The 25,625-nt window shown below is 66.0% G+C and carries 24 protein-coding genes; 11 read left to right on the plus strand and 13 right to left on the minus strand.

Annotated elements, in window-relative coordinates:
- Nucleotides 1-5: 5 nt before the first annotated feature.
- From gspD to gspG, 9 genes are all read right to left on the minus strand, one after another.
- Nucleotides 6-2,318: a type II secretion system secretin GspD gene (gene gspD / locus QF040_RS30890; protein ID WP_429614118.1), complete on the minus strand. Its 2,313-nt coding sequence runs from the start codon at nt 2,316-2,318 to the stop codon at nt 6-8.
- A gap of 2 nt (nt 2,319-2,320) precedes the next feature.
- Nucleotides 2,321-3,130, minus strand: coding sequence for a type II secretion system protein N (gene gspN / locus QF040_RS30895; RefSeq protein ID WP_429614119.1), 810 nt, complete (start codon nt 3,128-3,130; stop codon nt 2,321-2,323).
- Nucleotides 3,131-3,144: 14 nt separating this feature from the next.
- Entirely contained in the window at nt 3,145-3,687 is a 543-nt protein-coding gene (gspM, locus tag QF040_RS30900) for a type II secretion system protein GspM (RefSeq protein WP_306880217.1), read from the minus strand.
- On the minus strand, nt 3,684-4,898 hold the full coding sequence (gene gspL / locus QF040_RS30905; RefSeq protein ID WP_429614120.1) for a type II secretion system protein GspL: 1,215 nt from the start codon (nt 4,896-4,898) through the stop codon (nt 3,684-3,686). Before gspL ends, gspM begins: the two co-directional genes overlap by 4 nt.
- A 127-nt stretch (nt 4,899-5,025) precedes the next feature.
- On the minus strand, nt 5,026-6,030 hold the full coding sequence (gene gspK, locus QF040_RS30910; RefSeq protein ID WP_429614121.1) for a type II secretion system minor pseudopilin GspK: 1,005 nt from the start codon (nt 6,028-6,030) through the stop codon (nt 5,026-5,028).
- The gene (locus tag QF040_RS30915; RefSeq protein ID WP_429614122.1) at nt 6,027-6,731 is read right to left on the minus strand and encodes a PulJ/GspJ family protein; all 705 of its coding nucleotides are present in this window, start codon (nt 6,729-6,731) and stop codon (nt 6,027-6,029) included. Before QF040_RS30915 ends, gspK begins: the two co-directional genes overlap by 4 nt.
- Nucleotides 6,731-7,114: a type II secretion system minor pseudopilin GspI gene (gspI, locus tag QF040_RS30920; RefSeq protein ID WP_013539625.1), complete on the minus strand. Its 384-nt coding sequence runs from the start codon at nt 7,112-7,114 to the stop codon at nt 6,731-6,733. The genes QF040_RS30915 and gspI overlap by 1 nt, the downstream gene beginning before the upstream one ends.
- Entirely contained in the window at nt 7,111-7,596 is a 486-nt protein-coding gene (locus QF040_RS30925) for a prepilin-type N-terminal cleavage/methylation domain-containing protein (protein ID WP_429614123.1), read from the minus strand. Before QF040_RS30925 ends, gspI begins: the two co-directional genes overlap by 4 nt.
- A complete protein-coding gene (gene gspG / locus QF040_RS30930) occupies nt 7,571-8,011 on the minus strand; it encodes a type II secretion system major pseudopilin GspG (protein ID WP_013539627.1) in 441 nt (146 codons plus the stop codon). The genes QF040_RS30925 and gspG overlap by 26 nt, the downstream gene beginning before the upstream one ends.
- A gap of 49 nt (nt 8,012-8,060) precedes the next feature.
- On the opposite strand from gspG, the gene QF040_RS30935 reads away from it, so the two are divergent.
- Complete coding sequence (locus tag QF040_RS30935) at nt 8,061-8,690, plus strand: type II secretion system protein N (RefSeq protein WP_429614124.1); 630 nt, start codon at nt 8,061-8,063, stop codon at nt 8,688-8,690.
- 65 nt (nt 8,691-8,755) lie between these two features.
- Here the strand turns inward: QF040_RS30935 and ilvA are convergent, their stop codons facing one another.
- Nucleotides 8,756-10,372 carry a threonine ammonia-lyase, biosynthetic gene (gene ilvA / locus QF040_RS30940; RefSeq protein ID WP_429614125.1) on the minus strand — a complete coding sequence of 539 codons (1,617 nt, stop codon included), beginning with the start codon at nt 10,370-10,372 and terminating at the stop codon, nt 8,756-8,758.
- 47 nt (nt 10,373-10,419) lie between these two features.
- On the opposite strand from ilvA, the gene QF040_RS30945 reads away from it, so the two are divergent.
- Nucleotides 10,420-11,550, plus strand: a complete 1,131-nt coding sequence (locus QF040_RS30945) for a hypothetical protein (RefSeq protein ID WP_429614126.1) — start codon at nt 10,420-10,422, stop codon at nt 11,548-11,550.
- A gap of 97 nt (nt 11,551-11,647) precedes the next feature.
- Here the strand turns inward: QF040_RS30945 and QF040_RS30950 are convergent, their stop codons facing one another.
- A complete protein-coding gene (locus QF040_RS30950) occupies nt 11,648-12,943 on the minus strand; it encodes a porin (RefSeq protein ID WP_429614718.1) in 1,296 nt (431 codons plus the stop codon).
- Between the two features lie 269 nt (nt 12,944-13,212).
- Between QF040_RS30950 and QF040_RS30955 the strand changes: the two genes are divergently transcribed.
- A complete protein-coding gene (locus QF040_RS30955; RefSeq protein WP_013539632.1) occupies nt 13,213-13,662 on the plus strand; it encodes an OsmC family protein in 450 nt (149 codons plus the stop codon).
- A 13-nt stretch (nt 13,663-13,675) separates the two neighbouring features.
- On the opposite strand, the gene coq7 is transcribed toward QF040_RS30955, so the two are convergent.
- A complete protein-coding gene (coq7, locus tag QF040_RS30960) occupies nt 13,676-14,305 on the minus strand; it encodes a 2-polyprenyl-3-methyl-6-methoxy-1,4-benzoquinone monooxygenase (RefSeq protein WP_429614127.1) in 630 nt (209 codons plus the stop codon).
- Nucleotides 14,306-14,587: 282 nt separating this feature from the next.
- On the opposite strand from coq7, the gene QF040_RS30965 reads away from it, so the two are divergent.
- From QF040_RS30965 to ygiD, 8 genes are all read left to right on the plus strand, one after another.
- A complete protein-coding gene (locus QF040_RS30965; protein ID WP_429614128.1) occupies nt 14,588-15,847 on the plus strand; it encodes a porin in 1,260 nt (419 codons plus the stop codon).
- Between the two features lie 192 nt (nt 15,848-16,039).
- On the plus strand, nt 16,040-17,020 hold the full coding sequence (locus tag QF040_RS30970) for an ABC transporter permease (protein WP_306880207.1): 981 nt from the start codon (nt 16,040-16,042) through the stop codon (nt 17,018-17,020).
- A gap of 2 nt (nt 17,021-17,022) precedes the next feature.
- Nucleotides 17,023-18,309 (plus strand): M20 aminoacylase family protein, encoded by a 1,287-nt coding sequence (locus QF040_RS30975; RefSeq protein WP_429614129.1) that lies wholly within the window; start codon nt 17,023-17,025, stop codon nt 18,307-18,309.
- Nucleotides 18,310-18,340: 31 nt separating this feature from the next.
- A complete protein-coding gene (locus QF040_RS30980; RefSeq protein WP_429614130.1) occupies nt 18,341-19,924 on the plus strand; it encodes an ABC transporter substrate-binding protein in 1,584 nt (527 codons plus the stop codon).
- Between the two features lie 160 nt (nt 19,925-20,084).
- Nucleotides 20,085-20,996: an ABC transporter permease gene (locus QF040_RS30985; protein ID WP_429614131.1), complete on the plus strand. Its 912-nt coding sequence runs from the start codon at nt 20,085-20,087 to the stop codon at nt 20,994-20,996.
- A 21-nt stretch (nt 20,997-21,017) separates the two neighbouring features.
- The gene (locus QF040_RS30990; protein WP_429614132.1) at nt 21,018-22,088 is read left to right on the plus strand and encodes an ABC transporter ATP-binding protein; all 1,071 of its coding nucleotides are present in this window, start codon (nt 21,018-21,020) and stop codon (nt 22,086-22,088) included.
- A complete protein-coding gene (locus tag QF040_RS30995; RefSeq protein WP_429614133.1) occupies nt 22,085-23,116 on the plus strand; it encodes an ABC transporter ATP-binding protein in 1,032 nt (343 codons plus the stop codon). Before QF040_RS30990 ends, QF040_RS30995 begins: the two co-directional genes overlap by 4 nt.
- Before the next feature lie 78 nt (nt 23,117-23,194).
- A complete protein-coding gene (gene ygiD / locus QF040_RS31000; RefSeq protein ID WP_429614134.1) occupies nt 23,195-24,124 on the plus strand; it encodes a 4,5-DOPA dioxygenase extradiol in 930 nt (309 codons plus the stop codon).
- Nucleotides 24,125-24,128: 4 nt separating this feature from the next.
- On the opposite strand, the gene zwf is transcribed toward ygiD, so the two are convergent.
- Nucleotides 24,129-25,601 carry a glucose-6-phosphate dehydrogenase gene (gene zwf / locus QF040_RS31005; RefSeq protein WP_429614135.1) on the minus strand — a complete coding sequence of 491 codons (1,473 nt, stop codon included), beginning with the start codon at nt 25,599-25,601 and terminating at the stop codon, nt 24,129-24,131.
- Nucleotides 25,602-25,625 lie beyond the last annotated feature (24 nt).

Here is a 25,625-nt window from a genome sequence, read left to right on the forward strand (position 1 = left end):
GGACATCAAGGCATTTCGCGCGAGGAGACCGGGTCGGCCGTCGGCGGCAGGGCACCGCGCAACGGGCTCGGTGCGAGCTTGCGTGTGTCCGCCAAAGGCTGCGGCGGCGGAATCAACTGCGTGCCCTCCATGCGGGTGCTGCCGTTGCCGCGGTTGTTCGAGCGCTGCAGCGCCGCTTCGGGCAGCACCGGGGCGGCGTTCACGCCGCGCAGCATCACGTTGTCGGTGTTGGGCTGCACCTGCAACTGCTGGCCGCGGATCTCGTCGTAGCGGTCGTAGGCAAAGGCTTCGGTCGAGGCGCCGTCGCGCATTACCGCCGGGCGCAGGAACATCATGAGGTTGCTCTTGTTGCGCGTGCGGTTCTCGTTCTTGAACAGGTTGCCCAGCACCGGGATGTCGCCGGCCAGCGGGATCTTCTCGATGTTGTTGTTGTAGGTGTCCGACAGCAGCCCGCCCAGCATCACCAGTCCGCCGTCTTCCACCAGCACGCTCGATTCGATCGAGCGCTTGTTGGTGGTCGGGCCGTTGGGGTTGGCCAGCGAGTTCTGGTCGACCGTGGAGGTCTCCTGAAAGATCGTCATGCGCACCGTGCCGTTCTCGTTGATCGTCGGGCGCACGCGCAGGGTGAGGCCCACGTCCTTGCGCTCCACGGTGGTGAACGGGTTCACGCCCACCGAGCCCGAGGTGCTCGCGTACGAGCCGGTGGGAAAGGGCACGTTCTGGCCGATGATGATCTTGGCCTCTTCGTTGTCCAGCGTCAGCAGGTTGGGCGTCGAGAGCACGTTGGCATCGCCGTCGCTGTTGAAGAAGTTGGCGATGGCGCCCAGGATGTACTGGCCGCCGATCTTGCCGGCAATGCCCAGGTTCAGCCCCGGCTGGATCGAGGAGGCCAGACCCGCGGGGTTGCGGGTGGCCAAGGCCTGCGTGAGGGCCAGGATGTTGTTCCTGTTGAGGCTGGAGTTGGTGCCGATGACCGCGTTGTTGCCCAGCGCGCTCTGCCACTGGACGCCGAAGTTCGCCGCCTTGTTGGCGCTGACCTCCACGATCAGCGCTTCGATCATCACCTGCGCGCGGCGGCCGTCGAGCTTGTCGATCACCGCGCGCATCTGGCGGTACTGCGGCTCGGGTGCCGTGATGATCAGTGAGTTGGTCGATGGGTCGGCCTGGATCTGTCCGCCGGTGGAGGGCTGGTTGGCGTTGTTGAGCGGCGCATTGGCAGCCGCTGAGCCACCTTGCCCGCTGCTGCCGCCCATGCTGCTCTGGTTGTTCTGCTGGAAGCTGGCCTGCTGCGGCGCCGGGCTGCTGCCGCCGCCCGCGGCACCGGGCGTACCCGGCGTGGCCTGCTGGTTCGCCGCCATCGCTGCACGCAACGTCGCAGCGAGCCGCACCGCATCGGCGTTCTTCAGATAGACCACGTAGATGTTGCCGGCCAGGCCGTTGCTGCTCTCCGCGGGCGGACGATCGAGCTTCTCGACCAGCGTGCGCACCAGTTGCGCGCGCGCCGGATTGGCCGCACGCAGGATGAGCGAATTGCTGCGCGGATCGGCAAGCAGCGTCGTGCGGAACGACGCATCGACCGCGCCCGGCGCAGCACCCGGTGCAGCGCCCGAACCGCTGCCGTCGACCAGCCGCTGCACCAGCGGCAGCAGGTCGCTCGCGACCGAGTGCTTGAGCTGAATGATCTCGATGTCCGACGCATTCGGCACGTCGAGCGCCGCGATGATTCGCGCGAGGCGGCGCATGTTGTCGGCGTAGTCGGTGATCACGAGCGAGTTGTTGCCCGGGTTCACGTTGATGGTGTTGTTCGGCGGAATCAGCGGGCGCAGCACCGGCAGCAGGCTGTTGGGCGACTCGTAGTTCAGCCGAAAGATCTGCGTGACGATCTGGTTGCTGCCCGACGACGAGGTCGCGCCGATCGAGGTGTTCACGGTGCTGCTCTGCAGCTTGGCGTCGGCCTCGGGCACCACCTTGTAGAGGCCGTCGGCCTCCACCACCGCAAAGCCCTGCAGGCGCAGCGCCGAGGCGAACTGGTTGAAGGCGGCGGCCGGCTGGATGGCGCGGTCGGTGACCAGGTTCATCGTGCCCTTCACGCGCGGATCGACCACCACGTCGCGTCCGGTGACCACCGCCATGGTGCGGGCCACGGCCTCGATGTCGGCATTGGAGAAGTTGAGCGTGATCGGCTCGCCGCGGCGCGGCGCATCGCCCTGCGCGAAGGCGGGCGGCAGCACCTGCAGGAAGGACGCCGCGATCAGCAGGCGCGCCGCGAGCGCGACGATGCCGAGGCGGGCGCCGGGCGTGGACAGTGGCTTCATCATGGTCAACCCAGGGTGATGATCGAACGCGCGTTGTCGCGCCGTCCGATGATGTTCAACAAATTGGAAAGAGCGTCTTCGCGGCCGGCCGCGGCACTGGCTTCGCCGTTGAAGCGGAAGGCGGTGCCGTTCCAGCTGCCGCTGCCGTTCAGTTGCAGGCTGCCTTCGCGCGTGCTGAGCAGGAGCGTGGGGCTGTTGCCGCCTTCGAGCGAGAGCCGGTAGCTGCCCATCGGCTTGAGGGTCGACAGGCTGGAAGAAACGTCGGTGGCGTCGAGCGTGGCCTGGCCCGCGATGCGCAGCACCGGGCCGTCCCATTGCAGCGAGAAGGCCTTGGTGGAGAGGTCGAGCGCGCCGTCGAGCTTGAGCGTATTCCACGGGGCACCGAGGCCGGTGAGCATCGTGGCGGGCCAGCGCGAGCGACCGTCCTGCCAGTCGAGCAGCACGCCGTTGCCGCGCGGGCTGGCCTTGAGTTCGAGCGGACGCGGAGCGCAGCAGGGCAGGTCGAGCGAGGCGAAGACGCCGCTGAAGCTCGGGCGCAGGCGCCAGTGCAGGAGGCCGGGCAGCGAAACGGCCTGCGCGCTGCCGGTGCCGCTGGCGAACACCACCGCAGCCGCGCCGTTCCATACCGTGCCGCGCGGATTGACCAGCAGCAGCCGGCCCTGGCTCCAGTTCGACAGCGCCGAGGCGAGCCAGCGCGCGGGTGCGAACAGCACCACCGCCAGCACCGCGCCGATCACGATGCCGAGGAGGGCCCAGCGCCAGCCGCGTCGCGGCTTGGGCTCGGAGAGCGCGGAAAGCGGGGAGCGCGTCGCCATGCCGGGCTGTCTGTTCACCGGGGGGCGGGCAACGCCATCACGACGGTGCCCTCCCAGCGGACCTGCGGAAGCTGCGGCGCGTCCTTGTCCTTGTTGCCGGGCGCCGGCGGGGTGGCGGGCGCGCGCGTGAGGTGCACTTCGCGCGGCACCGCATGCGCATTGCCGCGTGCCTGCGCGAGCCACTGGGCGACCGTGCTGGCGGGCGTGGCGCGCAGCGTGACGGTGGCGCCGTCGCCGCCTGCCGTCATGAGCTGCGCGTTGTTGACGCCCAAGCCCTCGCGCACCGAAGTTTCGAGCGAGCGCAGCGCCTCGTCGCGGGCGAGCCGGGGTTGCGACTGCAGCGCCTTCGCGCGGTTCTGCAAGGTGGCCATCTGCTGGAGTTGCGCATCGAGCTGCGCGTGTTCGGCCGGTGCCGCGGCCAGCGTGCGCAACGCGGGAGCGAGCGCAATCCACCAGAGCAAGGCCAGTGCCACGAGCGCGATGGCGCCGCCGACCATCTGGCGCTCGCGCATCGCGAGGGCAGCCCAGCGGGCCTTGAGTTGTTCGCTGAAGTTCATCGGGGAGTGGTCTCGGCCTGCACGAGCAGCAGATCGCCCTCGGTGCGCACGTTGTAGCCGCGCGGCGCCATTGCGCCGGTGATCTGCGAGACCTCCGACGGCTGCAGCCCGAGGCCGCGCAGGCGCAACTGGCCGTTGGTGTAGTCCACGGCCGAAGGCGTGCGGCCGAGCGGGAGGTTGGTGGCGAGCGCGCCGACCATGGGTTCGAAATCGGTCGCGGCCACGTCGCCCACGGCCTGCTGCAGCGCCGCGACTTCACGCGTCATCTGCAATTGCGGGTCGATCACGATCTTCACCGAGGGAAAGGTCTGGGTGAGGATGGTCTTGGCGGCCTGGCGCTTGGACTCGAGCGCGCCGCGCTCCTTCCAGGCCCAGGCGTTGAGGCCGATCACTTGCGTCAGCAGCAGCACGACGACGCCCCAGCGCGCGGCGCGCCATTCGTGCGCATAGCGCAGCGTCTGCAGCACGGAGGCGAATTTCTTGCCGGCGCGCGCGCGGCCGGTGGCGGCGAGATCGAACTGCGCAAGCTCCCACGGCGTGCGCGCGGCGTTGAGCCAGCGCTGCGGCGCCTTCACGATCGGCACGCGGCGCTCCAGCAGGCGCTCGGCCGCTTCGGCGACCGCGGGCTCGGTGGTGATGACGGCGGTGTCGAGCGGCAGGCTGCCCGACAGCGCCAGGCCCGCGCCGGCCAGCGGCAGCGAGACCACGCCATCGGCGTCGCAGACGGTGAGCTGCGGCGCTTCGGGTTCGCCGGTGATCTGCAGCAGCGGCGGGCCGTCGGCGGACTGCGGTGCGAATTCGGGGACGATGCGCACGACGCGGCGCCCGGCCGCTTCGAGCCCCTGCACGATGCTGCGAAGCCAGATGCGGTTGCATGCGGCCACCCACACGGGGGCGCCGGCCTTCGCGTCGGGCTCGAGCGCGAAGTGCAGGGCCTCGGGGTCGTCGAGCAGGTGTTCTTCGAGCAGGCCGTCGAGCACGGCGCGCAGCTTCGACGCGCTGCCCATGCTGCCCTTGGGCAGCGTGACGCGGTGCCACGACAGCGCCTTGGAAGGAATGCCGAGCGTGACTTCGCTGCCCGAGGGCAACAGCGCCAGCAGCGCACGGCCCTGGTCGCGCAATGCAATGCCGTCGTCGCCGGCCTGGGCCCAGTCGTACTCACCCGCGGCGTCGGCCGGGGGCAGCGGGGCAATGAGCAGCAGCGGGGTCATGGAGGTGGTCGGAAAAGCCGGTGATTGTAGGAGGGCGTCTGACAGTCAATTGCTATTATTTGAATAGCGTAGTTGACAGTTGTGACGGGCGTTATAAGGCTTTTTGATCAATATATGTAAACAGCACTCAGGGTTTAGCCGGAGTCGTTGTTGCGCCGGCGCCGCGGGTGCGCCAGACCGTCGTCACCGTGACGCCGTTGCGTTGCAGGAGCGAGTGCTCCTCGACCCAGGTGCGGTCCAGACGGAGGCGCCCGTAGACCTCGAAGTACTGGGTGCCCACGCCGTGCTGGGTGGCGTTGAAGCGGGAGCCTTCGCTGGGCAGCCCCTGATTGGCCTCGTCGATGGTCTTGAAGTAGGAGCGGTTGCGCTTCTCCACCAACTGGCGTGCGGTCGCAATCGGCAGGTTTTCCAGGCTGGCGCTGATGGCCTCGGCGCTCGCGGTGTTGAGGTTGAGCGTGGTGCGCACCGGCAGGATCGTCACGTAGGGCTCGATGGCCGCGGCGGTCGATGGCGAAAGCCCGAGCCACACCAGTTGCGACACCTCCTGCGGCATCAAGGGCGCATTGCCCGCATCGCCGCCGCCGGAGGCTTCGTCGGTGCCGGTGGACAGCGTCCTCACGAGCCCGGTCGTCATCTGGCTGAGCTCCGAGGCCGGCAGACCCAGCAGGTTGAAGAGGCGGGTGAAGGTGGCCACGCTGGCCGGCACCGGCTTGCCCGCATCGACCAGCGACAGCACGTTGAGCTTGGACTGCGCATCGACGATGCGGCCCGAGAGAAAGGCGTCGGGCAGGCCGTCGAGGTTGTCGCTCGACACGTTCTTGTCGGCCGACAGGAAGCTGGTGAGCCGCGCTTCCTCGAGCGGCACCGCCCAGGGTTCGCCCAGGTGATCGGGGCCGCCGGCGCGGCCGTCCTCGGCAAGGATCAGCCGCGACCAGTCGAGCGCGCCGATCAGCACCCAGGCCGCCTGCACGCGCGCGCGCTCGGCGCCTTCGACTTCGGCTGCGCGCCATTGCTGCCACAGCGCGGCAGCGGAGAAGGTGGCGACGAGCATCACCGTCAGCATCGCCGCGAGCAGCGCGGCGCCGGACTGGCGGCGCGCACGTGGCCCGAGTGCCGTAATGCGCCGGGTCATGACTTCGCACCCCCCACGATCGGCTTGACCCAATCGCGCGTGAGCGTGCCCGACAGCCCGTCGCCCGGCGGCAGGCTGATCACCAGGCGCACGCCGTCGGGCATGTTGACGATCGGGCCTGCGGGGTTGGCCGGGTTGGCTGGATTGACCGGCGTGGTGGGTGCCGTGGGCAGCGAACCCGCGGGCGTCCAGTTGTTGTCGCGGAAGTAGTAAAGCTGCCAGCCGATGGCGGGCATCAGCACCACATCGTTGTAGCCGCCGCCTTGGGCGCCGCCGCCCTGCGCCCAGGAGGCCGCGAGGTTCCAGGCCTGCTGCCATTCGCCGCGCGTGGTGAAGGCCTGCGACTGCCAGCGCTGCCAGCGCGGGCCCTCGGCGCCCGGCCGCAGGGTCCAGGCCACCACCAGCATGGCGGGCGCCGTCGGATCGCTGCTGCGGCGCGTGAGCCGCAGCACGTTGCCGTCCCAGTCGATCGGGCGGGTCTGCGCGATCGAGGTCACCGCATCGAGGTCGGCGCCCCATTGCGCGAGGGTGGCCTGCAGGGTCAGGATGGCGTCGGCGCGCTGCTGGTTCTGCGTGGTGGCGCGCGACATGCTGTCCAGCCCGCGCCAGCTCACGAGCGAGAGCAGCGCCATCACCGAGATGGCCACGAGCAGCTCGATCAGCGTGAAGCCGCGCGAGGTCTTCTGCTTCGTCTTCGTCATCAGAAGCGGCCCACCACGGTGGAGATGCGCAGGATCGGTGAGTTGACCTCGTCGCGCACCTGCACGTCGACCCGCCGGAAGTTCGGATTGAGCGTGGGCACCGTCGAGGTCGTCACGTTGAACGAGGCGCCTGCCTGCACGCAGATGGAGCCCGAGTCGCCCACGGCCGGCATCTGGCGCGAGAGGCGGGCCTTGGCGAGTTCGTTTTCGGCGCACAGGTCGGCCAGCACGAGGTCGGACTGGCGCTGCGCATTGCGCGTGAGCGACATCGTGGCCTGCGAGCCCGCGGCCAGCGCGAGCGCGACGATGCCCAACGCGATCAGCACTTCGATCAGCGTGAAGCCGCTGCAGGCCCATGCCCTTGTTCCGCGCCGCAATCTCATGGCACGGGGAAGACGGTGAACGGGCGCAGGCCGTCGGTGGCGATGCGCAGCGAGCGTGCAGGCGGGCCGGCGGAATAGAGCGTGATCTGCTGCGCCGCGATGATCGGATCGGGCCCGAGCTGCAGCGCCGGAACCAGCGTGCCGTTGCCAAGCGCGGCCTGGGCGGTGATGCCTTCGGCGACCCAGCCGCTCGGGATCGCATCGGCCGGCAGGCCGTCGAAGACGAAGCTGCCTTCGACGGGCCGCCACCGCACGGCGACGCCGCTGGCCCGCGACTGGGCGCGGGCGGATTCGAGGAGCGCGGCGAGCCGGTCGGCTTCGCGATCGAGCTTGGCGGCGTTGGTGTCGCGCATCGCAAAGCTCACGCTGGCGGTGGCGATCGCGATGATCGCGATCACGATGATCAGCTCGAGCAGCGTGAAGCCGCGCGCCGTGCTGCCCTTGCTGCCCTTGCTGCTATTGCCAGCTGCCGATGTCGGCATTCTTGCCCTCGCCGCCGTTCTGACCATCGGCGCCGAACGAGAGCACGTCGATTTCGCCCTTGATGCCTGGGTTCATGTACTGGTAGGGATGGCCCCAGGGGTCGTTGGGCAGCTTCTCGACGTAGGGCTTCCAGTTCGGGGCGGCCGGACCGACGGTCGGGCGCGTCAGCAGCGACTGCAGGCCCTGCTCGGCGGTCGGGTAGCGCTGGTTGTCCAGGCGGTAGAGCTTGAGCGCTTGCATCAGGTTGTTGATGTCGGTGCGGGCGGCCGTCACGCGGGCGTCGTCGGCACGCTCGATCACGTTCGGCACGATCAGCGCGGCAAGCACGCCGATGATGACCAGCACCACCATCAGTTCGATCAGCGTGAAGCCGCGCTGGGCGGTCCGGGAAGCGGCACGAAGGAATTTGTTCATAGGTTGGGCGACATGATTCGGAAAGCGCGCTGCATGATAATCCGCGCCCATGACAAGTCCTTACTCCGCTGCCCGCTGGCATGCCCCACTTGCAACGACGGGGCTTTGGGCGCTGGCCGCTGGCGCCGCGGTGTTCTGGGCCTTGCGCCTCTCGTCACCGGCAGATGCCGTGGCCGCCGCGGCCGCGATGCCCCGGCCTTCGGTCACGGCGGATGCCGAAGCGGTCGGGCGGTTGCTCGGCGTGGTCTCCGCGCAGTCAGCGGCGCCCGCGGCCCCTGAGGCGGCCAGCCGCTTCGCGCTGGTGGGCGTGGTTGCCGATCCGTCGAACCAGGGCGCGGCCCTGATCGCCATCGACGGCAAGCCGCCCAAACCTTTCCGCGTCGGTTCGCGCGTCGGCGACAACTACGTGCTGCAGTCGGTGGGCGTGCGCGCGGCAACGCTCGGCGCGCAGGCCGACGGACCACCGGCGTTCACGCTGCAACTTCCGGTGCGCGCGCCGATCAGCGTGGGGCTGCCGCCGCCGCCGATTTCGGGCGTGTCGCCCATGCCGGCGCCGGCTCAGCCACCCGCGCAAAGGTCGGCCGGGATGTTGCCGTCCACCATGCCCGCCGTGGTGATGCCGCCCCCGACCGAGGCGACGCAACAGCCGCAAGGGCAGGCGCCAATCGCCGCGCAATAGCGCGTGTAGCGCCCATGAAAAGCCGGCTTCGCGCCGGCTTTTTCGTTGTTTGCGAGGACCGCGCCTCAGGCCTGCAGGAACAGCCGGTAGGCCGGGTTGGCCGTTTCCTCGACGTAGGGATAGCCCAGGTTTTCGAGGAACGCGTCAAAGGCCGCAGCGTCGCCGGCCGGCACCTGCAGACCGACCAGGATGCGTCCGTAGTCGGCGCCCTGGTTGCGGTAGTGGAAGAGGCTGATGTTCCAGTTCGGCCGCATCAGGCTCAGGAACTTGAGCAGCGCGCCCGGACGCTCGGGGAACACGAAACGCAGCAGGCGCTCGTCGTGCGCAAGGCCCGTGCGCCCGCCGACCAGGTGCCGCAGATGCTCCTTGGCGAGCTCGTCGTGCGTGAGGTCGAGCGCGTCGAAGCCGTGGTCGATGAAACTGCGTGCGATGGTGGCCGATTCGCCACGCGTCGATGTCGTGAGGCCGACGAACACGTGCGCCTTGGCCGCGTCGCTGATGCGGTAGTTGAACTCGGTCACGTTGCGCAGCGCGCCGCCGGTCGAACCCGATTCCTCGGCATCGCTCGCGGGCAGTTCGCCGACCAGTTCGCAGAAGCGGCGGAAGCTGCCGCGTTCCTCGGGGATCGTGACGGCGAAGAGCGCCTCGCGTTCCTCACCGACCTCGGCGCGCTCGGCCACGAAGCGCAGCCGATCGAAGTTCATGTTGGCGCCGCACAGGATTGCTGCGTAGGTCTCGCCGCGGCGGCCATGTTCGGCCACGTACTGCTTGATTGCGGCCACCGCCAACGCGCCTGCGGGCTCGACGATGCTGCGCGTGTCGACGAAGACGTCCTTGATGGCGGCGCAAACGGCATCGGTGTCGACGGCGATGTATTCGTCGACCAGTTCGCTGGCGATGCGGAAGGTTTCCTCGCCGACCAGCTTGACGGCGGTGCCGTCGGAGAACAGGCCCACGTCAGGCAGGCTCACGCGCTGGTGGGCTGCGACCGATTGCATCATCGCGTCGGAGTCGTTCATCTGCACGCCGATCACCTTGATCTCGGGACGCACGGCCTTGATGTAGTTGGCCACGCCGGAGATCAAGCCGCCGCCGCCGATCGCGACGAAGACCGCATCGAGCGGGCCTTGGTGCTGGCGCAGGATTTCCATCGCGATGGTGCCCTGTCCTGCGATGACGTCCGGGTCGTCGAAGGGGTGGACGAAGGTCAGGTTCTGTTGCTTCTGCAATTCGAGCGCGTGCAGATAGGCATCGGAATAACTGTCGCCGTGCAAGACGATTTCACCGCCGAAACCGCGCACGGCATCGATCTTCAATTTGGGCGTCGTCACCGGCATGACGATCACTGCGCGCGTGCCGAGCTTTCGCGCGCCGAGTGCAACGCCTTGCGCGTGATTGCCGGCCGAGGCGCAGATCACGCCGCTTGCCAATTGCGCGGCGCTCAAATGCGCCATCTTGTTGTAAGCGCCCCGAAGTTTGAAGCTGAATACCGGTTGCTGGTCTTCGCGCTTGAGCAATACGGTGCAACTTAAACGTTCGCTGAGTGCGCGCGCCTTCTCAAGCGCGGACTCGACGGCGACGTCGTACACCCGGGCGTTGAGAATTTTTCTGAGATAGTCGGCGGGCGTCAATTGCGCCGGTACAGGTGCTTGGCGCACATTTTTTTTCAAGGGAATTTTCATTTGTTTACCAATGATAAATGGTATCGAGATTGCATGCGAGGTATGACATGGACACAAATGTCATAAACCTCTTCGATAGCATGACAGCCGCAAATGATTCTGGATTTTTTGCGCGCACCTATCCTGCAATTCATACGCCTGCAAATGAAATTACTTTTGAGCAGAATTTGTTAACGGTTTTTGTCAGTGACCTTTCGAAGGGACTGATGCAAGCCGAAGCGGCGCGCGTTCAACGAGGAGAAATCGGACGCGCCACATGGCAAGTGATGGGCAACAGATTGCGCGCGCACATCGTTCCGCTGCTGGGAAATTTGCCCGCCCAGTCGTTTGCCACATCCGACGCGCAGCGACTGATCGATCGCCTTGGCGAACAGGGTTTCACCAGCACGACGATCGCGCAGTACCTGGTGCTGCTGCGCAAGGTCGTGATGCACGGTGTGCACACCGGCGTGCTGCGCGAGGCGCCGCTGTTTCCCAAGGTCAAGGTGCGCAGCCAGCCGCGCGGGAGCTTCAGCGTTTCGGAGTACCGGGCGATCGTTGCTGCAGCGCGAAGGCTGCGCGGAAATTCGCATCCGGTGCTCAGCCGGTTGGGCGCCGGCGAGCGGTTCTGGATCGCACGCGAGCATCTGGCCATGCCGGACGAGCTGCCCTGGCTGATTCGCTGGATGGTGAACACCTTTGTTCGTCCGAGCGATATCAAGCTCATGAAGCACAAGCACATCGAAGTAGTGCGCGGCAAGCATGTCTACCTGCGGATGAACCTGCCGGAGAGCAAGCGGCACAGCCAACCGATCGTGAGCTTGCGGCCGGCTGTGCGTGTCTATGAGTGCTTGCTCGCCGAGCGCCGGGAACATGGTTTCGGCGGAGCGGACGACTATCTTTTCCTGCCTCATTTGAAGAATCGCGAGCACGCCCTTGCGGTGCTCAATTTCTTTTTCCATTGGGTTCTCGATGTGACGCGGCTCGGGAAGGGGCCGCTGGGTCAATCTAGAACGCTCTATTGCTTGCGCCATACCGCAATCACGTTGCGACTCTTGTATGGGCAAGGCATCGACATGCTGACCTTGGCGCGCAATGCGCGAACGAGCGTCAACATGATCGAACGTTTCTACGCATCTGTTTTGAGCGGAGAAATGAATGTGGGGCTGCTGCAAAGCCGGCGAGGCCGGATGAGCTGAGGGCAAAGAACAAAAAGTCGCCTGGCTTGCGCCGGGCGACTTGAGGCTTTGCTGATTCGAACTGGCGCGAGCCAGCATCGGGATCAAACGAAGAAGGTCAGAACGCGTGACGGAGACCGAAGTCGTAGCCGGTCGAGGTCTTCGGGGTGAAGCCACCAGCGGTCACGAAACCAGGGCCGCCAACAGTCAGAGCTGCACCGTTCTTGTTGCTGACGCGAGCGACCGTTGCGTACAGAGCCGTGCGCTTCGACAGGTTGTGCACGTAGCCGATTGCCAGCTTGTTGGCCTTCTTGTCTTCGGGGATGACCGCGAAGGGAGACTGTGCGACCAAGTTCTCGTCGTACTTGACGCTCGAGTACGAAGCGCGAATCAGGCCAGCACCGACCGGCACGGTCACGCCGAGCAGGTAACCGGTCAGGTCGATGTCGGGACGGCCGCCCAGGGTAGGCGTCATTTCGTAGTCCAGCTTGTTCTTGGCCTTCGAGAATTCACCGAAGAGCTTCAGGGGACCGAAGTCGTACGAAGCGCCGAAGTTCAGAGTGTCGACCTTGTTGGTGATGCCTGCATAGAACTGGTCGCCAACGGTGCTGCTGCCATAAGCAACTGCAACGTCCAGAGGACCGTTTGCATAGCCGAAGCGGCCGCCGACGTAACGGCCGGTGCGGCTCTTGGCAACGCTGGCTTGCTCGATTGCGCCGGTCTTCGGGTTCAGAACGAAACCGGTGCCGGTCTTCGGCGTGAAGTTGCCGTTGTCGTACTTGTCCTGCTCATGGAACGCGTACATCACTTGACCGTAGAACCCCCCCAGGTTCGGCGGCAGGAAGTAGCCGATCGAGTTACTGGCACGGTCGTAGTTCTGGTTGCCACCGAAGCCTCCAGTGTCTTTGGCTCCATTCGTGTCGACATTGAAGCCGTTGGCCGTATTGATCAAGTTACTGCCAACGCCGTTGGTGCCGAACGGATCGAACACGGTGTCGTTCCAGAACGTGGGCGTGTAGTCACGACCTAAACGGACCTCACCGAAACCACCCGAAAGGCTCACTGTCGAGCGGCGCTTGAACGACGCAACGCCAGTGGCGCCGTCGTCGTTGGCGATCGGGGCTTCGAGCCAGAAGCTGGCTGCCAGGCCACCGCCGAGGTCTTCCGTACCACGGAAGCCCAGGCGGCTGGAGTTGTAGCCACTGTTGGCCAAGGCCGTGCGGCTGACCTTCACGCTGCCTTTGTTCAGGTAGAGCGGGTTGAAGCCAGTGGCGACGCCCTGTGCGTTGTACGTGAAACCATTATTTTGGTCACGCGAGGTGGACGAGTAGCCGCTGATCGACGCGTCGACCACACCGAACAGCGTGACGGACGACTGAGCCGAGGCAACACCGGCAACAGCCAGGGCAGCCAGAGCAGTTGCCCTTTTGGGGCGAAAACTAGAGTGGGGACTCCGGCCGCGTCGGGCAACCGGCAAAGAAAAAAGCCCCGAGCTTTGCAGCTCGGGGCTAAATCCACCAATTGGAAGGGTGGAGGAGACAACTGTGGGCGCAAACGTATGCGCGATGAAATAAAGTATATCGACTGTTTGTTGCGTTGCAACAAGCGAGTGATGCTTTTCCCACACAAATCCGATGCCGACGTGCGTTTTTGCCGGGCATCCTGACTGGAATCCGAAGAATCATGGAATGCACAGTGAGTTGGACCGGCGACGCCGGAACGCGTTCGGCCATGGGCTTTGTCGCCGAGACCGGCAGTGGTCATGTCCTGATGATGGATGGCGCGCCCGACGCGGCCAAGCCGGAGAACGGCGGCCAGAACCTTGCCGCGAGGCCGATGGAGACGGTGCTGGCCGGTACCGGTGGCTGCACTGCCTATGACGTGGTGCTGATATTGAAAAGAGGCCGACATCGCGTCGAGCGTTGCAGCGTCAAGCTGACCAGCGAACGTGCGGAAAAGGATCCCAAGGTCTTCACCAAGATCCACATGCATTTCACGGTGGCCGGCAAGGCGATCCCCGCTTCCGCAGTGGAGCGTGCAATTGCACTGAGTCACGAGACCTATTGCTCGGCCAGCATCATGCTGGCGAAGACGGCCGAGATCACCACCAGCTTCGATCTGATCGAAACCTGAGGCTGGGGGCGTTTTAGATCCGATGCGCCACAGTGGTCATCACGCGTGAGGCCAGACGCATCAAGGCCTTGACCGGCGGCGGGAGTTCAGCGGCGCCGGCATCGACGGCCTGCGCTGCATGACGCGCCTCGTCGGACTTCATTTGCTCGACCACGGCCCGGGAGGCACTGTCGGATAACGGGAGTCGATCCAGATGGCTGTCGAGATGAGCCTCCACCTGACGTTCAGTTTCGGCCACGAAACCCAGGCTCCAAGGATCCCCCAGTCGGCCGGCAACGAGGCCGAGCCCGAAAGCGCCGGCATACCAGAGCGGATTCAACAGCGAAGGCCGATCACCCAAATCGTCCAGGCGCTGGCGTGTCCAGGCCAAGTGATCGGTCTCTTCGTGCGCAGCTTCAAGGAATTGAGCGCGCAGGCTTGGATCGCGCGCCACGGCTGCCTGGGCTGTGTAAAGCGCCTGTGCACAGACTTCTCCGACATGGTTGACTCGCATGAGCGCGCCGGCTTGGCGGCGCTCTTTCTCGTCCATCTCAGCGGGAGCCTGGGACAGGATGGGCATGGTTCGCGTTGCGTGAGGGCGAGCAAAAAGGGTGCGCAAAGCCGCATCTGTTGCGGTGAGAACGGGGTCAAGCGAGAGCGTCATTCGCCTATTTGAACGCACCTCGAAAGTGCTGCAAAAAGTTACGTTCTTGTTTCGCATTGTGGTGCGACAGATAGGCTAAGTCCTTTGTTGCAGGACTGCAACGAAACGCGCGGGCCATCCAAGATTTCGGGCGATTTGTTTTGCCCTGCCGCAGCGGCTCTGGTGCAATAGCATCAACTTCCCAAAAGGAGGTTGGCCCGGGGTCCGGTGGGAGCACAAAAGTGCCAGTCACGGTGAGCCCTTCGCACCGGAGCCCTATGTTTAACCTTGGAGAAACTTGCAATGAAAAAATCTCTAGTTGCTCTGGCTGCCCTGGCTGTTGCCGGTGTTGCCTCGGCTCAGTCGTCCGTCACGCTGTTCGGTGTGGTCGACGCGTCGATCAGCGGCTACTCGGCCACCGCGCGTGACCTGAACGGTGCCACGTTCCTGAACCCGTTCTACGTGAACAAGGGCAGCATCAAGGCAAGCCGTCGCGAACTGGCTAATTCCGGTTACAACTCCAGCCGTCTGGGCTTCCGTGGCACGGAAGACCTCGGTGGTGGCTTGGCAGCCAGCTTCTGGCTCGAAGCTCCGATCACCAATGACGACGGCCAAGGCGGCGTTTCGACGTTCGCTCGTCGTTCGACCGTGAGCCTGTCGGGTGGTTTCGGTGAAGTTCGTTTGGGTCGTGACTACTCCGCCACGTTCTGGAACGACACCGTGTTTGATCCGTTCGGCACCAATGGTGTTGGTACCAACCTGGTCTTCGCGGCTTCGTCTGGCTTCGCTGCCTTCAACGGCTACGGCGCTGCAAAGACGCCTCTGGTGAACACGCCCCAGATCACGGACGTCGGTGGTAGCAACTACACCCGCACCAGCAACAACATCGCCTACTTCCTGCCACCGAACCTGGGCGGTTTCTACGGCCAACTGCAGTACTCGTTCAGCGAAAAGACCAAGTACAGCCCGGGCACCGCTACGCCTAACGTTGCGAACAACTCGCGCGCTGGCCGTTACATCGGTGGTCGTTTCGGCTACGCAAACGGTCCTCTGGACGTTGCAGCTGCTTACGGCAGCAGCACCGTTGGCGACCAGTTCTACGCTGGCGTGACCAGCAAGGTCAACACGTTCAACGTCGGCGCTTCGTATGACTTCGGTCCCGTGAAGCTGTTCGGTGAGTTCTCGCGTTCGAAGAAGAAGGACGACTACGAAAACGAACCCCTGGTTCGCACGGCTGACACTGACCTGACCGGTTACCTGCTCGGCGTGACCGTGCCGGTCGGTGCTGGCCTGATCCGCGCTTCGTACTCGGCTGTCAAGTACGACCTGAACCAAGCTGACGTGCTGTTCCAACCGCGTGTTGCTGACCCGAAGGCCAACAAGCTGGCAATCGGCTACGTGCACAACCTGTCGAAGCGCACGGCTCTGTACGCAACGGTTGCTCGCATCAGCAACAAGAACGGCGCAGCTCTGACCACTGGTGGTCCTGGCTTCGTGACCACCGGCGGCCTGACCCCCAAGACCGCGACCGGCTACGACTTCGGTATCCGTCACGCTTTCTGATTTGACGCTGGCGTAAGCCAGCATCGAAGCTAAAAGCTCAAAAGCCACCCGACGCAAGTCGGGTGGCTTTTTTCATTCTGGCGCTGCAAGGGCTAGGTGTTGGCAATGAGCACCATGTGTGTGCACCCCCGGGGAACCCCCGTGCGGGCACGCACCTTGCACTGCTAGCATGCCCGATCACTCTGTTTGCTAATGATTGCCTTCGTACTGCGCCGCCTGATCCAGGCCGTGATCGTGATGATCGCGGTCGCGTTCATTGCCTTCCTCTTGTTCCAATACGTCGGCGATCCCGTCGTGTTCCTGCTGGGCCAGGATGCCAAGCCCGAACAGATTCGTGAATTGCGCGCCGGCTTGGGGCTCGACAAGCCCTTCTTCGTGCAGTTCTGGCATTTCCTGGTCAATGCGGCCCAGGGCGAATTCGGCCTGAGCCTGCGCCAGGGCGCCAAGGTCTCGCGCCTGATCGGCGAGCGCTTTCCAGCCACCCTCGAACTGGCACTCGTCGCTGCTGTGCTGGCGCTCTTCATCGGCATCCCGATGGGCGTCTATACGGCCCTGCGCCGCGGCACCTTCATGAGCCAGGTGTTCATGACGGTCTCGCTGCTCGGCGTGTCGCTTCCCACCTTCCTGATCGGCATCCTGCTGATCCTCGTCTTCGCGGTCACGCTGGGCTGGTTCCCGAGCTTCGGCCGGGGCGAAACCGTGAAGTTCGGCTGGTGGACCAGCGGCCTCTTCAGCGTCGACGGCTGGCAACACATCGTGCTGCCGGCGGTGACGCTCGCGATCTTCCAGCTCACGCTGATCATGCGGCTGGTGCGCGCCGAGATGCTCGAGGTGCTGCGCACCGACTACATCAAGTTCGCACGCGCACGGGGCCTGTCGAACCGCGCCATTCATTTCGGCCACGCTCTCAAGAACACGCTGGTGCCGGTGATGACCATCACCGGCCTGCAGCTCGGCGGCCTGATCGCCTTTGCCATCATCACCGAGTCGGTGTTCCAGTGGCCCGGCATGGGCCTCCTGTTCATCCAGGCCGTGACCTTCGCCGACATCCCGGTGATGGCGGCCTACCTGTGCCTCATTGCGCTGATCTTCGTGGTGATCAACCTCGTGGTCGACCTGCTGTATTTCGTGGTCGATCCGCGTCTGCGCGTGGGCAAGGCGGGAGGGCATTGAGCATGGCAGCAGCAACAGAAGCAGCGACCACAACGGCAGTCCCTCGCCTCAAGGCGTCCGGGCGGGCTTTCGCGAACATTGCGAGCTTCTATCCCGAGCTCACGGCCTTTCGCCGCGACCTGCACGCGCACCCCGAGCTCGGCTTCGAAGAGGTCTACACGGCAGGCCGCGTGCGCGAGGCGCTGCGCGCTTGCGGCGTCGACGAGATCCACGAAGGCATCGGCAAGACCGGCGTGGTCGGCGTGATCCGCGGCAAGTCGACCGCCAGCGGCCGCATGATCGGCCTGCGCGCCGACATGGACGCACTCCCCATGCGCGAGGACAACAGCTTCGGCTGGCGCTCCGCCAACGACGGCCTGATGCACGGCTGCGGCCACGACGGCCACACCGCCATGCTGGTCGGTGCCGCGCGCTACCTCGCCGAGACCCGCGATTTCGACGGCACCGCCGTGCTGATCTTCCAGCCCGGTGAAGAAGGCTTCGCCGGCGCGCGCGTGATGATCGAGGACGGCCTGTTCGACCGCTTCCCGGTGAACGCGGTCTATGCGATGCACAACTGGCCCGCGATGCCCGCCGGCACCGTCGGCATCAACCGCGGCGCAATGATGGCCGCGGCCGACCGCATCACGATCGAGATCAAGGGCAAGGGCGGGCACGGTGCGCACGCCTACCAGACCATCGACCCGGTGGTGGTCGCCGCGCACATCATCACCGCGGCCCAGACCATCGTGTCGCGCAGCGTGCGCCCCATCGATGCGGCCGTCGTCAGCATCTGCGCGGTGCAGGCGGGCGACCTCGGCGCGATGAGCGTGATTCCGGGCGAGGCCACGCTGGTCGGTACGGTGCGCACCTTCAGCGCGCGGGTGCAGGCCCAGGTCGAGCAGCGCCTGACCGAGCTGTGCACGGCGATTGCCGCCGGCTTCGGCGCCACCGCCACCATCAAGTACGAGCGCATCTACCCGGCCACCATCAACACCGCCCCCGAGGCGATGTTCGCGGCCGACGTGGCCGAGTCGCTGGTCGGGGCCAAGAATGTCGAGCGCAGCATGGAGCCCAGCATGGGCGCCGAGGACTTCTCCTTCATGCTGCAGAAAAAGGCGGGCGCGTACCTGCGCATCGGTCAGGACGTGCGCGAAGGCGCCTTCCTCCACAACAGCCGCTACGACTTCAATGACGAGATCCTGCCGCTTGGCGCCGCGCTGCATGCCGGCCTGATCGAGCAGGGCATGCCGCTTGCCGCTACCCGCAGCACGCAGCCAGGGAAAGCAGCCGCCACCGCGGCGTCGTGATGTGTTCGATTTCAACCCGAGGAGTGTCTCCATGAGTTTCAAGAAGAAAGCGGCCGCGGTCGCCGTCCTGTGCGCCCTGAGCGCCGCCAGCCTGGTCGCGAGCGCGCAGACCATCCGCATCGCGAACCAGGGCGACGCGCTGTCGCTCGACCCGCACTCGCTCAACGAGTCGCTGCAGTTGAGCGTCACCGCCAACGTCTATGAAACCCTCGTGGGGCGCAACAAGGACCTGAGCCTTGCGCCGCTCCTGGCCACCAGCTGGAAGCAGACCTCGCCGAACGTCTGGCGCTTCGAACTGCGCAAGGGCGTGGTCTTTCATGACGGTACGCCGTTCACCGCCGACGACGTGGTGTTCAGCTTCGCGCGCGCCCAGGGCGACGGCTCCGACATGCGCGCCACGCTGAGCGACATCAAGGCCGTGCGCAAGGTCGGCGATCTCGCCGTCGAAATCGAGACCAACGGCCCGTTCCCCATCCTGCCCGACGTGATCTCGCTCACCATGATCATGAGCAAGAAGTGGTGCGAGGAAAACCAGGCCACCAAGCCGGTCGACCGCCGCAAGGGCATCGAGAACACCGCTTCGTTCAAGGCCAACGGCACCGGCCCGTTCCGCGTGCGCGAGCGCCAGCCGAACGTGCGCACCGTGTTCACGCGCAACGGCACCTACTGGGGCAAGATCGACGGCAACGCGCAGGAGATCGTCTTCACGCCCATCGCCAACCCCGCCACCCGCGTGGCCGCGCTGGTCTCGGGCGAAGTCGACGTGATGGAGCCGGTGCCCGTGCAGGACATCGCCCGCATCAACGCCGCGCCCAACGCCCGTGTCATCACCGGCCCCGAGATGCGCACCATCTTCCTGGGCATGGACCAGAAGCGCGACGAGCTGCTGTACTCCAACATCAAGGGCAAGAACCCGTTCAAGGACAAGCGCGTTCGCCAGGCCTTCTACCAGGCCATCGACATCGTCGGCATCCAGCGCACCGTGATGCGCGGCGCCTCCAAGCCCACGGGCCTGCTGGTCGGCCCGGGCATCAACGGATGGACCGCCGAGCAGGACAAGCGCCTGCCCTTCGACGTCGAAGCCGCCAAGAAGCTCATGGCCGAAGCCGGCTATGCGAGCGGCTTCGAAGTGACGATGAACTGCCCGAACGACCGCTACGTGAACGATGGCCAGATCTGCCAGAGCGTGGCCGCCAACCTCGCCAAGATCAACGTCAAGATCAACCTGGCCGCCGAGACCAAGGGCACCTACTTCCCCAAGATCCTGCGCCGCGACACCAGCTTCTACATGCTGGGCTGGACTCCGACCACCTACGACTCGCACAACGCGCTGAGCTCGCTCACCGCCTGTCCGGACGACAAGGGCACGGGCCAGTTCAACTTGGGCGCGTACTGCAATCCCAAGCTGGACGAGCTGACCAAGAAGATCCAGTCCGAGAGCGACAAGGCCAAGCGCAACGAGCTCATCAAGGAAGCCTTCAAGCTGCATGCAGACGACATCGGCACGCTGCCGCTGCATCAGCAGTCGCTGGCCTGGGGCGTGAGCAAGAAGGTCGAGTTGGTGCAACTGGCCGACAACTTCATGTACTTCAAGTGGATGAGCGTCAAGCCGTGATTCGATGGGCCGCCGCCCCGGGGCGGCCCGACCATGGGCCCGCTTCTTGCGGGCCCTTTCCTTTCTGCCTCACGATGAAATTTAACCCCCACGCTCCCCTTGCTGCGCAAGGTCCGCTGCCCCCCGAGGGGGCCGTTTTTCATCTTGGGGCGGCCCGGCGATGAAAAAAACCCTTGCCCGCTGGCTCGACAGCGACGTCGGCTACAGCTTTCGCACCTCGCCCGTGGCGATGGCGGCGGCACTGATCGCGCTGGTCTGCCTTTTCTGCGCCGCGTTCGCCGGATGGGTGTCGCCGCACAACCCCTTCGACCTCGCCACGCTCGAACTCGGCGATGCCCGCCTGCCGCCCGCATGGAGCGCCGAAGGTTCTTCCAAGTACCTGCTCGGCACCGATGACCAGGGCCGCGACATCCTCTCGGCCGTCATCTACGGCGCGCGCATCTCGATGATCGTGGGCATCGTCTCGGTCGTGCTGTCGGTTATCGTCGGCGTGGTGTTCGGCCTGCTGGCCGGCTTTCTCGGCGGCTGGCTCGATTCGTTTCTCATGCGCGTGTGCGACGTGATGCTGTCGTTCCCGCCCATCCTCGTCGCGCTGCTGATCGCCGGCGTCGGCCGCGCGCTCTTTCCGGGCGCGCACGAGTCGCTCGCTTTCGGCGTGTTGATCATTTCCATCTCGCTCACGGGCTGGGTCCAGTACGCACGCACGGTGCGCGGCTCCACGCTGGTGGAGCGCAACAAGGAATACGTGCAGGCCGCGCGCGTCACCGGCGTGGCGCCGATCCGCATCATGCTGCGCCACGTGCTGCCCAATGTGATGGGGCCGGTGATGGTGCTGGCCACCATCCAGGTCGCGACCGCGATCATCACGGAGGCCACGCTTTCGTTCCTGGGTGTCGGCGTGCCGCCGACCTCGCCTTCGCTGGGCACGCTCATCAGCATCGGCAATCAATACTTGTTTTCGGGCGAGTGGTGGATCACGGTGTTCCCGGGCCTGATGCTGGTGCTGATCGCGCTCAGCGTGAACCTGCTGGGCGACTGGCTGCGCGACGCGTTGAATCCGCGTTTGCGCTGAAGAGAAAAGGAGAACGCCACCATGACGCTGCTCCAGGTCCAGGACCTCGTTGTCGAATTTCCGCACCGCCGCGGCACGCTGCGCGCAATCGACCGCATCTCGTTCGACATCGCGCCCGGGGAAATCCTCGGCGTGGTGGGCGAATCGGGCGCGGGCAAATCGCTCACGGGCGCGGCCATCATCGGGCTGCTCGAACCGCCGGGCCGCGTGGCCAGCGGGCAGATCCTGCTGGAGGGGGAGCGCATCGACAACCTGAGTTTCGATGCGATGCGCCCCATCCGCGGCCGCAAGATCGGTGCGATCTTCCAGGACCCGCTGACCTCGCTGAACCCGCTCTACACCGTGGGCCGGCAACTCATCGAGACCATCCGCGCGCACCTGCCCGTGACCGAATCGGAAGCCCGCAAGCGCGCCATCGGTCTCTTGCAGGACACCGGCATTCCCGCGGCCGAGCAGCGCATCGATCACTTTCCGCACCAGTTCTCGGGCGGCATGCGGCAGCGCGTGGTGATCGCGCTTGCGCTCGCGGCCGAGCCCAAGCTCATCGTGGCCGATGAGCCGACCACCGCATTGGACGTGTCGATCCAGGCGCAGATCATTCAGCTGCTCAAGCGCATCTGCAAGGACCGCGGCGCGGCCGTGATGCTGATCACGCACGACATGGGCGTGATCGCCGAGACCTGCGACCGCGTGGCCGTGATGTATGCGGGCCGCATCGCCGAGATCGGCCCGGTGCATGAGGTGATTCATCAGCCCGCGCACCCCTACACCTCGGGCCTCATGGCGTCGATTCCCGACATGGCGAGCGACCGCGAACGGCTCAACCAGATCGACGGCGCGATGCCGCGGCTCAACGCCATTCCGACCGGCTGTGCCTACAACCCGCGCTGCCCGCGCACCTTTGCGCGCTGCCTCACCGAGCGGCCCGAGCTGCTGCACGCGGGCGCCACGCGCGCCGCATGCTGGCTGCACGACGCGGCCGATCCGCATGCGGGCCAGGCCGAGATCGCGGCGAAGCACCACGACGCGCTCGCGGCCGGCGAACGCGCCACGCCCGAGGCGGCCGAACCCATCGTGGAGGTGACGCGATGAGCGCCGTGATCGAACCCCGCAAGGACACCGTGGCCGGCGAGCCGCTGGTGGTGGCGCACGACCTCGCGCGCACCTTCGACGTTTCGCCGCCCTGGCTCAACCGTGTGCTCGAACGCAAGCCGCGCGTGCTGCTGCATGCGGTGGACGGCGTGAGCTTTTCCATCGAGCGCGGCAAGACGCTTGCGCTGGTGGGCGAATCGGGCTGCGGCAAGAGCACCGTCGCGCGCCTCCTGGTCGGCCTCTATGCGCCCACGCGCGGCGGCCTGCAGTTCGACGGGCAGGACGCGCATGCCGCGTTCAAGACCCCCGAAGGCCGCAAGCTGCGCCGCCGTATCCAGATGATCTTTCAGGATCCCTACGCGAGCCTGAACCCGCGCTGGATCGTCGAAGACATCATCGGCGAGCCGCTGCGCGAGCACGGCATCCTGAGCGGCAAGGCCGAACTGCGCGAGCGCGTGGGCGAGCTGCTCAAGTCGGTGGGCCTGTCGCCGCTGGACATGAGCAAGTACCCGCACCAGTTCTCGGGCGGTCAGCGTCAGCGCATCTCGATCGCCCGCGCGCTCGCCACGCAGCCCGAGTTCCTGGTGTGCGACGAGCCCACCTCCGCGCTCGACGTGAGCGTGCAGGCGCAGGTGCTCAACATCATGAAGGACCTGCAGCGCGAGCAGGGCCTGACTTACCTTTTCATCTCGCACAACCTCGCGGTGGTGCGCCACGTGGCCGACCAAGTCGGCGTGATGTACCTGGGCCGGCTGGTCGAGGTGGCGGACAAGCAGAAGCTCTTCGCCGAGCCGCAGCATCCGTACACCCGCATGCTGCTCGACGCGATCCCGCAGATGAAGCACACGGGCCGCCAGCGCACGCCGGTGCAGGGCGAGGTGCCGAATCCGCTGAACCCGCCGACGGGCTGTGCGTTTCATCCGCGCTGCCCGCATGCGAATGCGCGCTGCTCGGCGGAGCGGCCGAAGCTGCTGAGCCTCAAGGGCGTCCAGGTGGCGTGCCATGCGGTCGAAGAGGACCGGATCTAGACGGCACGGCATGTGCGTAAACGCACTGCGTGGCGTCGGGCGCTGCGGCAGAGTGATGCCGCAAACCCGAAGGACACCATGGCAGGCCGCACGACTTTCTCGACCCCGCATCCATTGAACGCACCCGGGCTCGGCCGCAGGGGCTTCGTGATGGCGTCCGCGCTCGGCGCCACCACCGCGTTGGCATCGCTCGCAACGCGCTCGCATGCGGCAAGCGGCGCGCCTTCACGGCGGATGCCCGTCATCTTCATCGGCCATGGCACACCCATGAACGCCATTGCCGACAACGCCTTCACACGCCGCCTCTCCGCATGGGGCAAAGAGTTGCCGCCGCCAACGGCCATCCTGAGTGTTTCGGCGCATTGGCTGAGCCGCGGCGCCACGGGCGTCGGGGTGCAGGCGAAGCCGAAGACGATCCACGACTTCGGCGGCTTCCCGCAGGCGCTGTTCGACGTCGACTACCCCGCGCCCGGCCATCCGGCACTGGCGCGCGAAACCGTCGGCATCGTGAAGCAGTCGCCGGTGATCGCGACCGATCAATGGGGACTCGACCATGGCACGTGGTCGGTGCTCAAGCACCTCTACCCGAAGGCCGATGTCCCCGTTTTCCAGCTCAGCATCGACTACGACAAGCCGGCCGCCTTCCACTACGCAGTGGGCCGAGACCTCGCGGCACTGCGCCACAACGGCGTGCTCGTGATGGGCAGCGGCAACGTGGTGCACAACCTGCGCGCCACCGACCGCGGAACGGTCGATGGGCCGAAGGCGAGCCGCCCGTGGGCGCAGTCTTTTGACGATGCCGTGAAGTCGGCGCTCGCCGGCCGCGACGACCGCGCGCTGATCGGCTATGAAAAGCTGGAGGGCGCATCGACCGCGGTGGCGACGCCCGATCACTACTTTCCGTTCCTCTACGCCCTCGGCGCCGCCGGCACGGGCGAGCGCGCGAAGACGGTCTACGAGGGATTCCAGTCGGGCACGCTCAGCATGCGCTGCGTGCAGTTCGGCTGAAGGCTTACTGCTCTTCGCCCCACGAGAAGCCGTCGCGCGCAATCATCGCGCTCGACGCGCTCGGGCCCCAGGTGCCGGCCGCGTAGGGGCGCGGGCCGCCGTCCGATGCCCAACTGTCGATCAGCGGCTCGACCCAGCGCCATGCCTCTTCCTGCTCGTCGCTGCGCACGAACAGGTTGAGGCGCCCGTCGATCACGTCGAGCAGCAGGCGCTCGTAGGCGCCCACGCGTTCCGCGCCGAAGCGCTTGTCGAAGTCCAGGTCGAGTTGCACCGGCGCCAGTTGCGCGGCGGCGCTCTGGTTGCCATTGGTGCGCTGCCGGTTGTCCTGCGCCTGCGCGAGCATGTGCAGCTCCAGGCCGTCCTTGGGCTGCAGGTTGATCACCAGCTTGTTGACGTTGCCCGCTGGCGCGCGGTAGATCGCATGCGGCGTCGGGCGGAAGTTGACCTCGATGCGTGCATCGCGCGAGGCCAGGCGCTTGCCGGTGCGGATGTAGAACGGCACGCCGGCCCAGCGCCAGTTGGCGATTTCGGTGCGCAGCGCGACGAAGGTCTCGGTGCGGCTGTCCGGGTCGACGCCGGGCTCGTCGCGGTAGCCCTGCACCCGCTCGCCGTAGGCCGTGCCCGAGGTGTACTGGCCACGGATCGCATGCAGGCTCAGGCTCTCGGGCGTCCAGGGCTTGAGGGCGCGCAGCACCTTGAGTTTTTCATCGCGGATCGCGTCCGCATGCGAGTTGATCGGCGGCTCCATGCCGATCGCGCACAGCAACTGCAGCGCATGGTTCTGCACCATGTCGCGCAGCGCGCCGGTCTGGTCGTAGAAGGCGCCGCGCTTCTCGACGCCCAGGTCTTCGGCGATGGTGATCTGGATGTTGGCGATGTGCTCGCGGCGCCAGATGGGCTCGAAGAGCGCATTGCCGAAGCGCATCGCGAACAGGTTCTGCACCGAGGGCTTGCCGAGGTAATGGTCGATGCGGAAGACCTGCTTTTCCTCGAGCACCTTGCCGACCGCGGCGTTGATGGCGCGATTGGAGGCGAGGTCGTGGCCGAGCGGCTTCTCGAGCACGATGCGGGTCTTGGGGCCGTTGAGGCCGGCCGCTGCGATCTGCTCGACCACCTGCGTGAAGAGGGCGGGCGCCGTGGCCACGTACATCACGACCGTGGAGGCATCGCGCTGTTTGAGCAACTCGGCGAGCTTGGCGTAATCGTCGGGCTTGGAGAGGTCCATGCGCAGGTAATGCAGCATCGACGCGAACTTCTTGAACTCTTCCGGGGAGGGGCGCTTGGCGCCTTCGACCGCGCTGAAGCGCGACTGGATCAGCTCGCGGTACTGGTCGTCCGACAGGTCGTCCCGCGCCACGCCGACGATGCGTCCGTCCTGCGGGAGGCTGCCGTGCCGGAAGGCCTGGAACAGCGCGGGCATGAGTTTGCGCCACGCGAGATCGCCAGTACCGCCGAACAGAACGAGATCGAAGCTCATGAAAAACTTTCCTTTGTCTGAGTG

The sequence above is a fragment of the Variovorax sp. W2I14 genome (assembly GCF_050435205.1).
In the GTDB taxonomy this organism is placed as follows: Bacteria; Pseudomonadota; Gammaproteobacteria; order Burkholderiales; family Burkholderiaceae_C; genus Variovorax; species Variovorax paradoxus_C.